The organism is Algoriphagus antarcticus, assembly GCF_002150685.1.
GTDB lineage: Bacteria > Bacteroidota > Bacteroidia > Cytophagales > Cyclobacteriaceae > Algoriphagus > Algoriphagus antarcticus.
The window spans coordinates 73,681-86,694 of the sequence record NZ_MSSW01000030.1; the positions used below are offsets into that span (position 1 = coordinate 73,681).

12 protein-coding genes are annotated in these 13,014 nt (G+C 41.6%); 6 read left to right on the top strand and 6 right to left on the bottom strand.

Annotation, left to right across the window (positions count from 1 at the left end; translation table 11 throughout):
* Positions 1 to 596 precede the first annotated feature (596 nt).
* Entirely contained in the window at positions 597 to 3,083 is a 2,487-nt protein-coding gene (gene hrpB / locus BVH04_RS11265; protein ID WP_086541572.1) for an ATP-dependent helicase HrpB, read from the top strand.
* Here hrpB and BVH04_RS11270 read toward each other — a convergent pair.
* Entirely contained in the window at positions 3,080 to 3,637 is a 558-nt protein-coding gene (locus BVH04_RS11270; RefSeq protein ID WP_147303432.1) for a hypothetical protein, read from the bottom strand. The two genes, hrpB and BVH04_RS11270, sit on opposite strands and share 4 nt — an antisense overlap.
* 128 nt (positions 3,638 to 3,765) lie before the next feature.
* Positions 3,766 to 4,293: a hypothetical protein gene (locus BVH04_RS11275; RefSeq protein WP_086541574.1), complete on the bottom strand. Its 528-nt coding sequence runs from the start codon at positions 4,291 to 4,293 to the stop codon at positions 3,766 to 3,768.
* 48 nt (positions 4,294 to 4,341) lie between these two features.
* On the opposite strand from BVH04_RS11275, the gene BVH04_RS11280 reads away from it, so the two are divergent.
* Positions 4,342 to 5,052, top strand: coding sequence for a hypothetical protein (locus tag BVH04_RS11280; RefSeq protein WP_086541575.1), 711 nt, complete (start codon positions 4,342 to 4,344; stop codon positions 5,050 to 5,052).
* Between the two features lie 424 nt (positions 5,053 to 5,476).
* The gene (locus tag BVH04_RS11285; protein WP_086541576.1) at positions 5,477 to 6,328 is read left to right on the top strand and encodes an alpha/beta hydrolase; all 852 of its coding nucleotides are present in this window, start codon (positions 5,477 to 5,479) and stop codon (positions 6,326 to 6,328) included.
* 217 nt (positions 6,329 to 6,545) lie between these two features.
* Here the strand turns inward: BVH04_RS11285 and BVH04_RS11290 are convergent, their stop codons facing one another.
* From BVH04_RS11290 to BVH04_RS11300, 3 genes are all read right to left on the bottom strand, one after another.
* Positions 6,546 to 6,926 carry a TM2 domain-containing protein gene (locus BVH04_RS11290; RefSeq protein ID WP_086541577.1) on the bottom strand — a complete coding sequence of 127 codons (381 nt, stop codon included), beginning with the start codon at positions 6,924 to 6,926 and terminating at the stop codon, positions 6,546 to 6,548.
* Positions 6,919 to 7,224: a DUF2752 domain-containing protein gene (locus BVH04_RS11295; RefSeq protein ID WP_086541578.1), complete on the bottom strand. Its 306-nt coding sequence runs from the start codon at positions 7,222 to 7,224 to the stop codon at positions 6,919 to 6,921. The genes BVH04_RS11290 and BVH04_RS11295 overlap by 8 nt, the downstream gene beginning before the upstream one ends.
* Positions 7,225 to 7,332: 108 nt before the next feature.
* Entirely contained in the window at positions 7,333 to 8,412 is a 1,080-nt protein-coding gene (locus BVH04_RS11300; RefSeq protein ID WP_086541579.1) for an oxygenase MpaB family protein, read from the bottom strand.
* A 50-nt stretch (positions 8,413 to 8,462) separates the two neighbouring features.
* Here BVH04_RS11300 and BVH04_RS11305 point away from each other — a divergent pair, with 50 nt between their 5' ends.
* Entirely contained in the window at positions 8,463 to 9,341 is an 879-nt protein-coding gene (locus BVH04_RS11305; RefSeq protein WP_086541632.1) for a TolB-like translocation protein, read from the top strand.
* Between the two features lie 9 nt (positions 9,342 to 9,350).
* Complete coding sequence (locus tag BVH04_RS11310; RefSeq protein WP_086541580.1) at positions 9,351 to 10,265, top strand: SMP-30/gluconolactonase/LRE family protein; 915 nt, start codon at positions 9,351 to 9,353, stop codon at positions 10,263 to 10,265.
* Positions 10,266 to 10,337: 72 nt separating this feature from the next.
* Here BVH04_RS11310 and BVH04_RS11315 read toward each other — a convergent pair whose 3' ends face one another.
* Positions 10,338 to 11,045 (bottom strand): DsbA family oxidoreductase, encoded by a 708-nt coding sequence (locus BVH04_RS11315; protein ID WP_086541581.1) that lies wholly within the window; start codon positions 11,043 to 11,045, stop codon positions 10,338 to 10,340.
* Positions 11,046 to 11,383: 338 nt separating this feature from the next.
* Here BVH04_RS11315 and BVH04_RS11320 point away from each other — a divergent pair, with 338 nt between their 5' ends.
* Positions 11,384 to 12,643: an aminotransferase class V-fold PLP-dependent enzyme gene (locus BVH04_RS11320; RefSeq protein WP_086541582.1), complete on the top strand. Its 1,260-nt coding sequence runs from the start codon at positions 11,384 to 11,386 to the stop codon at positions 12,641 to 12,643.
* Positions 12,644 to 13,014: the final 371 nt, after the last annotated feature.

Genomic DNA, 13,014 nt, shown 5'->3' on the forward strand with positions numbered 1-13,014 from the left:
CACTTAATTGAACAGTTTTAAACGGAAGAGCACGCGCGACACGCGCGCGCTAACGGGTGCGACACTCACGCTAACGGGGTGACTGGATATCCAACTCATTATTCCACCTTTTACCACTCACGACTTACCATTTACTATTCACCTACCACCTCCTACATTTCACCTTTTACCACTTACGACTTACTACTCACTCACCACCTCCTACTCTTCACCTTTTACCACTTACTATTCACTCACCACCTCCTACTCTTCACCTTTTACCACTTACGACTTACCACTTACTATTCACTTACCACCTCCTACTTTTCACCTTTTACCACTCACGACTTACCACTTACTATTCACCTACCACCTCCTACTTTTCACCTTTTACCACTTACGACTTACTACTAACTCACCACCTCCTACTCCTACTTTTCACCTTTTACCACTCACGACTTACCACTTACTATTCACTTACCACCTCCTACTTTTCACCTTTTACCACTTACGACTTACTACTCACTCACCATCTCCTACTTTTCACCTTTTACCACTTACGACTTACCACTTCTCACAATTCCCTTTCTGAAGGAGAAAGCCTACTTTTGCCCCACATGCTTCAAAATTTCGATTACAAAAGTTTTGACCTCCCGGTAGCGGAGATTATTCCTCAAGTTAAAACCCAGCTTTCCAAGGCGAATTCTTTGATTATCCAGGCGCCGCCGGGTGCGGGAAAGAGTACCTTGCTTCCTCTTGTGTTGCTGGATGTGCCTTGGCTGGCTGGCAAGAAGATCATTATGCTGGAGCCTCGACGATTGGCTACCAAGACTATCGCTCAGCGAATGGCAGCCATGACGGACACCAAGTTGGGTGATCTGATCGGCTACAGGATTCGCTTCGAATCGGCTATCTCTGCCAATACGAGACTGGAGGTAATCACCGAGGGGATTTTGACCCGCATGCTTCATTCAGACAATGCGCTGGAAGATGTTGGATTGGTGATCTTCGATGAGTTTCACGAGCGAAATCTTCATTCTGAAGTTGCCCTGGCACTGTGCCGTGAGGTGCAGCAAATCCTGAGACCTGATCTGCGGATCTTGCTGATGTCGGCGACGATTGATGCGAAGGTGCTTTCTGGATTGCTCGGCTCAGCCGTGATCGAGAGCAAAGGGCGGCAGTATCCTGTGGAAGTCAATTACATGAATGAGGTGGATCAGTATTCGATTGGTGAAGATGCCGCACGGCAGATTATTCCCTTGACCAAGGTTCATGAAGGGGATTTCTTGGTTTTCCTTCCGGGTCAGGGAGAAATCCGAAAAGCGCAGGAGATCCTGAGAAAGGCGCTGCCGGATGATCTCGTACTACCACTTTATGGTCAACTTTCGCCAGGCGATCAGAACAGAGCGATCATGCCTCATCCTTCCGGGAAAAGGAAGATTGTGCTTTCCACAGATATCGCAGAGACTTCCCTGACGATAGAGGGAGTGACGGTAGTGGTTGATTCGGGCTTCGCCAAATCATCCAGATTTGATCCAAGATCCGGTTTGTCACGATTGGTTTTGCATAGAATCAGCAAGGATTCAGCAGATCAAAGAAGCGGTCGTGCTGGTAGATTGACCGCTGGTCATAGCTACAGACTTTGGACGAAATCCATTCAAAATCAGTTGAATGAGTACCGAACGCCTGAATTGATGGAGGCTGATCTTACCGGGTTGGTGCTGGATATGAAAGCTTGGGGAAAGCAGGAGATACGTTCCATGACTTGGCTTACTCCGCCTCCGACTGGCACCCTGGCTTTGGCAGAGAAAACGCTGGAATCCATAGAAGCTATCGTAGAGGGAGAATTGACTCCACATGGCAGGGAAGTTCATAAGCTCCCTACGCATCCACGGATCGCGCACATGCTAATCAATGCGGAAGAGATCGATCAGTTGGGTTTGGCGACAGACATTGCTGCAATTTTGGATGAGCGAGATCCACTTGGCCCTGATGCGGGTGTTGATTTGAATCTGAGAATTGAAGCACTTCGCAGGTTTAGAAAACACGATGTGAGCATAGCACGAATCAAAAAGATAGAAAAGATGGCTGCTTCATATCGGCGTATGTTTTCTATTCAACCTGAAAACGGGCCAGTCGATCCCTGGCAAACGGGTCTGCTCCTCGCCTACGCATACCCAGAGCGCATCGCAGCGGCTCGTCCGGGAAACAATGCTCAGTTCCAGTTGGCCAATGGTAAAATCGCCCAGATTGGACACAAGGATGATCTGGCACATGAGTCTTGGCTTGCCGTGGCACACGTAGATGCCCGGGAAGGAATGGGCAAAATCTGGATGGCTGCACCTATCAATCCGAAGGATTTGGCACCAATGCTAAAGACTAAGGAAGTATTGAAATGGGATAGAAAGAAAGGTGGGCTTCAGGCCCATTCAGAAATTAGAATTGGATCGATTATCCTGGGAACAAGGCCGCTGGCCAAATATGCAGCTGGAGACGTGACAGAGGCTATTATGGAAGCTATCCGTGAAGAAGGAGAGTATTTGCTGAATTTTAATACCGAAGTGGAGCAGTTGATTTTACGTGTTCAAAATCTTAAAAACTGGTATCCAGATCAAAATTGGCCTTTTTGGTCGGTAGCTTCACTTTGCGAAAAGCCAGAAACTTGGATCGCGCCTTATTTACAGAACATCAGCAAAAACGAGGATTTCAAAAAACTAGATCTTGCTCAGATATTATTCAGCAATTTGGATTTTGGGCTTCAAAAGGATTTGGAGCGACTTGCGCCAGCCACGATAGAAGTGCCTTCAGGAAGTAAAATCAAATTAGAATACAGAACCGAAGACATTCCGCTACTTGCTGTAAGACTTCAGGAATTGTTTGGCTTATTGGAAACGCCGAGCGTGAATAATGGAAAAGTAAATGTGCTGATTGAGCTGCTTTCTCCGGGTTATAAACCAGTGCAACTCACGCAGGATCTGAAAAGCTTTTGGAAGAACGGTTATTTCGAAGTGAAAAAAGAACTGAAAAGACGCTATCCCAAACATGAATGGCCTGAAGACCCTATCTCAGCGGAGGCCATTCGAGGTGTAAAAAGACGATCTTAAGTAGCTACTAGCTTCCATTTATCTAAATGAAATAAGAATTGGAGGAAGGATGCAATGGTAAATGGAGTCATTTCAAGAGAATTAATTTTCTCTAAAAATGACTGACGAAGTATAGGATAGTCTTTTGGATTATACAACTTGCTAAGTGCTGTAGATCGGAAGGCAGATTCCTCCAGATTGAAATCTTCAAAAGGGTTCTCTTTGCGCTGAAGAAATTCTTGCTCAAGGGTAACAGGATCAATCATCTCATCCAACCATTTGAAACCCGTATGTAAAAAGAATTCTTCAACTTCACTAACCACCTTTTGCAATTCATTGTTTGCGAAAACTTTGATCTTCTGTGGGTAAGTACTCCCCAATTTGTCCGGAGTTTGGGCTAGCGTAATAGATTGGTCAGCGTAATTACTGAAGGTTGGAAGGTACTTGTGGATTAAATCTTCCACTGCATTGATCCGAATACCCAAGTTATATTGTAAAGAACTATTCTTTAGACCCTCTACTAAATGAAAGAAAACCACCTGCTTACCGTGTGGAAAAACCTTCTCAAAAGACATTTGAGAATGATTTAACACAAATCCATGCTCTCTAAAAAACTTCGAGTGCAACCCTACAACATCCATTTTTCGCATGATGATCTTCATTTTATTGTATTAATAAAAATACAAGAATCAGGCGATTGTTGTTAATCCTCAGATAATAATTCGCGGATCTCCTCTAGGATTGGTTCTACTTCCAGTTTTTTCAGTTGCAAACTTCCCTCATCTTCCGGATTGTGCAGGTAATGATTCCAGTGCTTTTCAGCTTTTCTGAGTGTACGTGGGGTCATGTCAAATTCCACCTCATCCAGATACATCTTGGCTAATGCTTGGGCTTTGAAATTGCCAAAAAGAAAGACTCTAAAAATATCCACAAAGCGCTGACTCAGATCGAACTCTTCCAGGATCTGCACAAATGCACCTTGCTGAGGTCTATTCATCTTGTCGTTGATCGCTTCAAAAATCGCGTCAAGAGACTCCTCATTAAAGGAAGATCGCGAAAGTGCTCTGCAAGCAAGGTAGGCAGCTTCCCAGTTATCACCCTTCACCAGTTCGATCACCTTATCTCTCCCACTTACATCCAGGCTTTTACCCAGTTTATCTGCAAAATAATAAGCTTCCTTTTCATTTGGATCACACATTCGCTTGATCAAGCCTTGGATTTCTTCCTCCATGATTTTTCGGTTTATTTGTGCAAATATAATTGAAAAGCCTCCCCCACTATGATTTCTGGCAATCCAAAGTTAATTAGTCTTGCAAAGTATCAGTCGATACTAGACATCAGCCAAAAGAAAGGTTTGGAAGGAGTTTTCGACAAGGCTAAGCAGCAGTGGGTAATCTCAGATGCTGAATCTTGGGTTGCTAGAGTTTCCCTTCCTTGGAATATGGCTCCAAATGATTCTGGGTTGCTTTCTGTCAAAGATGATTTCCATTTAGCCCTTGTAATGATTCGGGCTGGAATCGCTGTCACAGGATATTTCCACAATGGAGAAATGCTGGACCATAAAGTTTTCCGGGCTTATATGGTGCGGCAAAAGCAGGGAAAAAGTCAGATCAAATACCTAAAGACCAAAGGAAAATCCAGAGCTGGCTCACGGTTGAGACTGGGAGAATCGGAGCAGTTTTTCGTGGAAATCAATGAGCGACTGCAACGATATGAAGTTGATTATCCAATTACCACTTGGGGAATCAGTTGCGCCATGACCCTATTCCCCTACTTTTTTGCCAGTGAAACTCCCCCACCATTTTCCAAAAAGCAGGAGAATCTATTTTCGATCCCATTTCATGTGCAGCAACCTGATTTTGAAACGCTTCAGGCAGTTCATAAAAAATTGAATGGGATTCATTTGTTGCTTTCAGAAGAGGGAGAAGCCTTTTTTGAGAATGTAGAGAGTTCAAGTTTGGATATTAAAAACGAGGAAGAAGACTGGTGAGCTTGAGAAATTCAAGTCTCAATGAGCAAATTCAATTAACAAGGAAGGAGTAAATAAATTATCAATGTTCAAACTCAATGATCTATAATCATAGTTTGCCTCATGCCAATGGCATGACCAGTATCAGCCCAGTATGAAATGCTGTGTAAAGAGATAAATTTTTTTAAACGCGAATTTCAAAGGCATGATCAGTATTATAATTTCAAAATTACGTAAGTCTCAATGTTCAATTTTGAAGGGTGTAGAAAACTCACTAGTCAAGTAGGTGAATACTTAGTGTTGAGTGTATTAGTGCTATCGTGATATGTCGCAAAAGTGAAATTTAAAGGATTGACAAAATAGTATGTGTTTGCATTTACAAGAAGTACTCCCATAAACCGAGCTCTTGTATTATCTTAGAATTCATCATTTAACGCAATAATCTATGCGCAGAATTGTCACCCATTTTTCGATCTGTTTTATCCTCCTCCTATTCTCGAGAACTGTTTCTTCTGCCCAAGAATTGCTTCTTTACAAAACGGTGGACACCACCCAGCTTTTTATAGAAGTACGGTGCCCAGAGCAAATGAGCCCTTCAAAAGAATACCCGGCATTGGTTTTCTTTTTTGGCGGAGGATGGGTTTCAGGTAGTAGAGCACAATTCGAGCATCAGGCTGATTACTTTGCCAAAAGAGGAATGGTTTGCTTTTTGGTTGATTATCGAACCAGAAATGAACATAAGACCTCGCCTTTTGAGTCTCTGAAAGATGCTAAGTCTGCCGTGAGATATCTAAGAGCTTATGCTGATGAATTGCATATAGACCCTGATAAAATCATTGCATCTGGAGGTTCAGCAGGGGCACATTTGGCTGCTGCCACGGCTTTAATAGAGGGATATAATGAAGGTACTGATGATCTGGATATCAGCCCTGTGCCCAATGCCTTGATACTTTTCAATCCAGTTATAGACAATGGGCCAGGCGGTTATGGTTTCGAAAGGATCGGAGATCAGTATAAAGACTTTTCACCTTTGCACAATATTGAAGCTGGAGCACCTCCTACCCTGTTTTTGCTAGGTACAAAGGACAATCTCGTCCCCGTGGTGACAGCCCAGTATTATCAGATGGTTATGGAAAAAGTAGGAAGCAGATGTGATTTGGTGCTTTACGAAGACCAACCCCACGGCTTCTTCAATTACACGAATTTTGACTATTACAAAAAGACAGTTCAAGCATCTGATGACTTCCTTCAGTCCTTGGGCTATTTGCAGAAAGAACCTGAGGTGAAAATAGAATAGTGGGAGAATCTTCAATGTTCAATTTTAAAATTCAACTCTCAAATAGTTGTAAAACTCAATGATCAACGATCAGTGGTAAAATGCAATCATCAAGGCACACCATGCTCATCATATTTTTTACCTGTGCCCTTTGCGCTTTCTTCGCGGCATTTGTGGTTGAAAAAGAAACCAAAAAAGCCGAAGTTTCCTCCGGCTCTTTCACTAGTTAAGTTTATAATTAGATTTTTGTGTTCATCACATCGCCAGGATAATTCGCATTCAGCATATTCATAGTCTCATGCGCCACTCTGATATTGTATTCGTAAGCTAGGCTTTTATAATTGACCAAATCGACAATGGTACCTATAAAGCAAAGACCAAGAGTCAAAATGTATAGAATACCCAAGCCTATTTGACCGAGGATAAATCTATGTAGTCCTGCAAAGCCGAAGAAACCAAGCAAGGTCAAGATCAAAATCATCTGAGCGTCCTTTCTCCTTGCACGGTAAACCTGCGCGAAAAGAGATGCCTGATCCTCATCCATATTTTTCATCAAACCCTGGATATAACCCAGTTCCATGCCTTCCAATTCAGGAAGATGTCTTAATACATTAGCCATAATTGTGTGTAGTTTTTAAGTTTTTAATTAGTTGCCAGATTCGAGAGATAATAACCACATACGCCAGCAAAGCCAGCGGATGCATGTCCCAGGAAGCTTGAAATTCCCCCCTTGCAAGGAGACTCATAGACCTACCCAATCCACAGCCCGGACACCAATCAAATCCCAGTTGACTCAGTGGACAGAGACTTAAGTGACTTCCAGACTGAGGATCCAAAAGAGCAACTGCTACCAAGCTTCCGATCCAAAAGATCAGCTCCAGCGGCAAGTTAGATATCCATTGGGTTATTACCTTCATGTTCTGTTGTGTACGAAAAAGGTGCCATGCAGTAAAAACGCCCTAATTAGGCTAATTAGACAGTTGAAAGAAGATTAGCTGGATGCAAACGAACATTCAAGTGTTCGTTTATGAACGGTTTAATTCAGGAAGTTTGATTTCTAATCTTTCGCCATAGAGAGCTTTTTGATTGGATTCAAATTGTCGGGCAATTTGGGAATATCCTTTATTGGATCCATAGGTTTTCCAACCAGAAAATTTGAATACCAACCCGAGCAGTTCGCCACTGACAGGATTAGAAGATTGGATATTCAAAGCTTTTGAGGCTTCATTTCCAAGAAAGAAATTTAAGATTGGCTCCACCTGAGACGAAATTAACGCATCTGGAATCGTTGTTTTGTAATAGCTGATCAAGGCTTGGATCAATTGATGGCCTGCATCTGAGGATTTCAAATGTCGTTTTCGGATGAGTTTTTCAAGCTGAAATGCCTCCTTGGCGTTGTCTGGCCAGTAATGTTCTTGAATTCCCATCATTCGCCCAACCCATTTCCAGTATCCCATTATCAGGTCTACTTCTGCTGATTTTACTGTAAAACCCATTTTCTTCCATCCTCGAATTACGATCAGACTGAAAGACAGATTGGTTCCGATCAGATCTTCCTGATTGATGGGTTTACCATAATCATCATCCCAATCAGATGCATAGTGAGAAATGAAATAGCGGCTGAACCCATGAATCAAGCGAACTTTTGCACAAGTGAGAAAGGCTTTGTTTTTAGTGAGAAATGCCCCCGGTTCGAAAATATCCAAAATAAAACTCCCCGTTTCTCCTAATCTGCGACCTATATCGCTAAGGATTCGCTTGGATCGAACTAGCACTTCTGCACCATCTCCAAATGCATACGCATAAGGAAGCGAATAAAATCCAAGCATGGCGAGGTAGAGGTCACCCTTTTCATTAAAGATTTTTTGCCCTTTTACCAAAACCTCCCCAGGAATATCATTCTGTGTCAGGTAGAAATTGAAATAATCCTGAAACTCTTGAGGAAATGAATTTTCAATTTTGGCAGGTATTTCAATCCAAGAATTTATTAGCGTGATTAATTCGGGATTTTTTATCAACTGGCTAACCAACTGATCTGCAAGTGGATCTTGAATGTGTCGTAACCGATCAAATTCGATATTCTGGTATAGTTTTAATTTGCTCACATCATTCTAACCTTGATTTTGTATTTTGGTTGAAAAATTTTGATAATCAGATGAAAAAGAGTTTTTGCTTCACATTTATTTCTTTACTGTTTGGCTCCATTTCAGCTTTTGCCCAAGGTGGATCTGACCTCTGGGTAATCAATACCAACGGTAAAGGAGGTAATTTGAAATTGATGACTGAATCAGCCCATACGCTAACTGACAGGCCAGAATATGATAACCAACCCAATTTTATCAACGAATATCAACTCGTATTCTCTGCAGCGGATGAAAATGGCAATCACGATATCATAGTCTATAATTTTGAGTCTGATAAATTCACCAATCTCTCAAAGACTTCTGACCGCAGCGAGTTTTCTCCCAGCATTACCGATTGCGGCATGTACATCGCTGCAGTAGTGATGGAGGCAGATAAGAAGCAGCGGATATGGCTCTACCCTACTAGTTTTGAACCGTCAGAATTGCTTTATGATGACATAGAGCCTGTGGGATATTACGATTGGTATGATAATAAAGCAGCGATGTTTGTTCTGGGTGAGCCAAATAAATTGATTTATGCGAGGGGAAGAAATGATCTCATAGAGATTGATTCGGCTATTGATCGATCTATAAAGAAGCGACCTAAGACATCTGAAATCACTTACCTTTCGCAATCTTCAGAAGGCAAGGCCGGGATTATTAAGAGTTATGATATAGAAAATGGAAATAGAGAAGTATATTTTGCCGGAGTTTTAGGCTCTCAAGATTTCATTTGGCTTGATAAAAGACATCTTTTGATGGCTTCAGGAAATGAAATTTTTATCAGAAAATACAATAGCCCGGAATGGAAATCACTTGGTGAGATCGAGTCCAGCACCCATGAAAACATTACCCGAATGGCCTATAGCGAAGATCTAAATGTGCTAGTGGTCACAATGAATAGAAAATAACAATAAACTATGAACCCTGTTAAATCAACCCTTTTTATGGCCGCGCTTCTGATTGGAGCACAGGCATTTTCTCAAGAAATAGAAGACAAAAAAGGCATCGTTGCTAAAAATGCTGAATTAGTAAAAGTGCAAGATGGCTTTGAGTTTACTGAAGGCCCGGCAGTGAATCGCTTTGGAGATGTATTCTTCACTGATCAGCCAAATAATCGTATCCATAAATGGAATGCTTTATCTAATGAAGTAAGCGTTTTCAAAGAAGATGCTGGAAGATCCAACGGTTTATATTTTATGCTGGATGGCACTTTGATAGCTGCTGCTGATAATAAAAACGAACTTTGGGCTATTGACACAGATGGAAATCACGATGTTTGGATCACTGCTTTTAAAGGCAAAAAACTAAATGGTCCAAACGATCTTTGGATACGCCCAAAAGGAGGAATTTATTTTACTGACCCACTTTATCCTAGACCTTATTGGGAGGATCGCCAGAAGGAATCTGAGCAAGAAGGCCAAAATGTTTACTTTTTATCAGCTGACAAGACAGAGCTGTTTATTGTTGCCGATGACCTTGTGCAGCCTAACGGAATTGTCGGTACTCCTGACGGGAAGTTCTTATTTGTATCTGATATCGGCGCAAAGAAAACCTATAAATATGAAATGCGAGAAGATGGCTATTTGATCAATAAGACGCTTTTCTGTGAAATGGGATCTGATGGAATGACCATCGATGACCGCGGAAATCTGTACCTCACAGGTGATGGTGTAGCAGTGTTTGACCGTAAAGGAGAGCAAATTGCTCACATCCCAGTTCCAGCCAAGTGGACAGCAAACGTTGTGTTTGGATCTCTGGACAGAAAAACATTGTTTATCACAGCTATGGATGCTGTGTACACTTTGCAAATGAAAACCAGAGGTGTTTGGTGAAACAATTTCAAAGCTTAACAAAAAACGGCGGTAGAAATACCGCCGTTTTTTGTTAAGCTATCCACGTAAATTTTAGCAATTCTCCCCGTCAACTTCACAAGCTTCTCCATCACCTTCTGCTATTTCCAGGCTTGGATTAGCTTTTGCAAATTCCTTCCAGGCTTTTTCCAACGTCTGATCAAAAACCTCATCAGGCTGAGCTCCAGAGATTCCAAACTTTCTGTCCAAGACGAAGAAAGGAACCCCCTTTACTCCTATCGTCCTTGATTCATAGATATCCTGATCTACTTCATTTTCGAATTTATCGGTGCTCAAAACTTCCTGAATTGATGTTTCGGAGAGTCCTATTTCATTTCCCAAACTTAGCAAAACAGCATCATCATCAATATTGAGCGCATCTGTGAAGTAAGCCTTTAGCAAACTTTCCTTCATTTCATCTCCTTTTCCTACTGTTTTTGCCAGATGCAAAACCCGATGAGCTTTCTTGGTATTTGCCACCACAGTTTTATCCAAGTGATATTCCAACCCTTCCTGAGCAGCCATATTCGCTACATTGGCAGTGATCTCTTTGGTTTGTTCCAAACTCCAGCCTTTTACCTCAGCCAGGTATTCTTGAGAACTCTTATTCGGCTGTGTGACCTGATCAGGATTGAGGAGAAAACTCTTCCACTCGATCTCTATTTTATCCTTTTGAGGAAATTTTGCAATCGCCTTTTCTATTTTTCTTTTTCCGATATAGCAGAAAGGACATGCTATATCTGACCATATTTCTATTTTCATAGCTAAATTCTTTAAGTAACTTATGATCAAATCGAGTATAATGCAAACGACAATCAAATGGATTAGTATCAGATATGCGAGATTCCATGTGACCAATAAAATTCAAATTATTAACACATAAAATAAAAATCCAGCAAAAAGAGTTCAGCCAACGTGAAAACAAAAGAATGCCCCTCCTGTGCTATGGAAATAGATTCCAAAGCCAAAGTTTGCCCAATATGTAAATTCGAATTCCCTCAGCGCTCTCCTTGGATTACATGGGTAGCCATTTTGCTTTTGCTCGTTTGGATCATCAGCTACATACTTTGACCACTCCCTCCAACTAAAACCTAATAAAAATGAAAAAGCGCAAATTCCTTAAATCCCTAGCCTTCTTGGGCTTTAGTTCAAGTTCTCTATTTTCAGCAAAAGCCAGCGAGATAAAGTCCATTTCCGATATTGATTATGAAGCAGTTGATTTCTGGGACCAGATCCGTGCGGCTTACAAATTGAAACCCGATTACATCAATCTGGAAAATGGGTATTACTGTTTTTTGCCAGAAGAAACGCTTGAAAACTATATCAAGCATCTGAGAGAAGTCAATTATCAGGCATCAAATTACATGCGCACAGTGCAATGGGAAAACAAAGCCAAAAGCGTTGCTATGTTGGCTGAATTGATTGGGGCTTCTCCTGAACAGGTTATCCTTACCCGAAACACTACCGAATCGATAGACTTGATCATCTCTGGCTATCCATGGAAAGATGGCGATGAGGCGATTGTGTCTAATCAAGACTATGGTAGCCTTTTGAATATGTTTGAATTGGCAGAAAGAAGGTTCGGGATCAAAGTTCGTAGAATAGATATCCCTATGCATCCGGAGAATGATGCCGAAATAGTATCCGTTTATGAGAAAGCAATTACGCCAAAAACCAAGCTAATGATGGTACCTCATATTGTGAATATTACCGGGCACATCTTGCCTGTGAGAAAAATAGCGGATATGGCACATAGTCATGGCGTGGAAATCATGCTGGATGGGGCACATGCTGTAGGTCATTTTGATTTTAATATTTCCGATTTGGATTGTGATTATTATGGATCAAGCCTTCACAAGTGGCTGAGTGTGCCTCTTGGCTGCGGAATGCTTTATGTGAAAAAAGGAAAAAGTCAACAAATCCGACCACTTTTGGCACCTTATGAGCTTGATCAAAAAACGCTTCTGAATCTAAATCACACCGGGACACATGCAGTTTCCACGGATTTGTCAGTGATAGATGCCATCAACTTCCTCAATAAAATGGGAAGCCAAAGAAAAGATGAGCGATTGAGGTACATACAGCGTTACTGGTCTGATCAGGTTCGTGAGCTTCCGGGAATCAATGTCAATACTCCAAAAGAACCTCATCGCTCATGCGCCATAGCCAATGTAGGCTTGGATGCGATGAGTCCTGCTGATATGGCAAAAACTTTAATGGAAAAGTATCAGATTTTCACCGTAGGCATCAATGGTGCTGGTGGCGTGAATGGGTGCCGCATTACTCCAAATGTTTACACTTCTGAGGCAGAAATGGATCAGTTCGTACAGGCTTTAAAGGAAATGTCAGGAAATGCCTGAGTGCATTCTTCCCAATTCAATTATCATATAGATAATTTTTTACAAAATATTATTCGGTAAAGATCAATTAGAACGAGATAGACTAGCTCTTTTTTCGATTTCTATAAAAATTCGACTAACACCCATATTTTTCCTCGAAACTCTTGCATTTTCTTTTCTAAGGAATGAATTTTGCCTCCCTATCAAGCATGATACAAGTAAATCACATAGTGCCAACTTACACTCGCGCTACTTCTGTAGAAGTGAAAGCTGATGCTATTGCTTTTTTCACTCGTATAAGGACGTGTAGATTTTTCTATAGGGTTTAACCCTTCGATGAATAGTTGTATTCCTACGCGGAGTACGTGCCCGCTACTTTACCCTTTGATTTA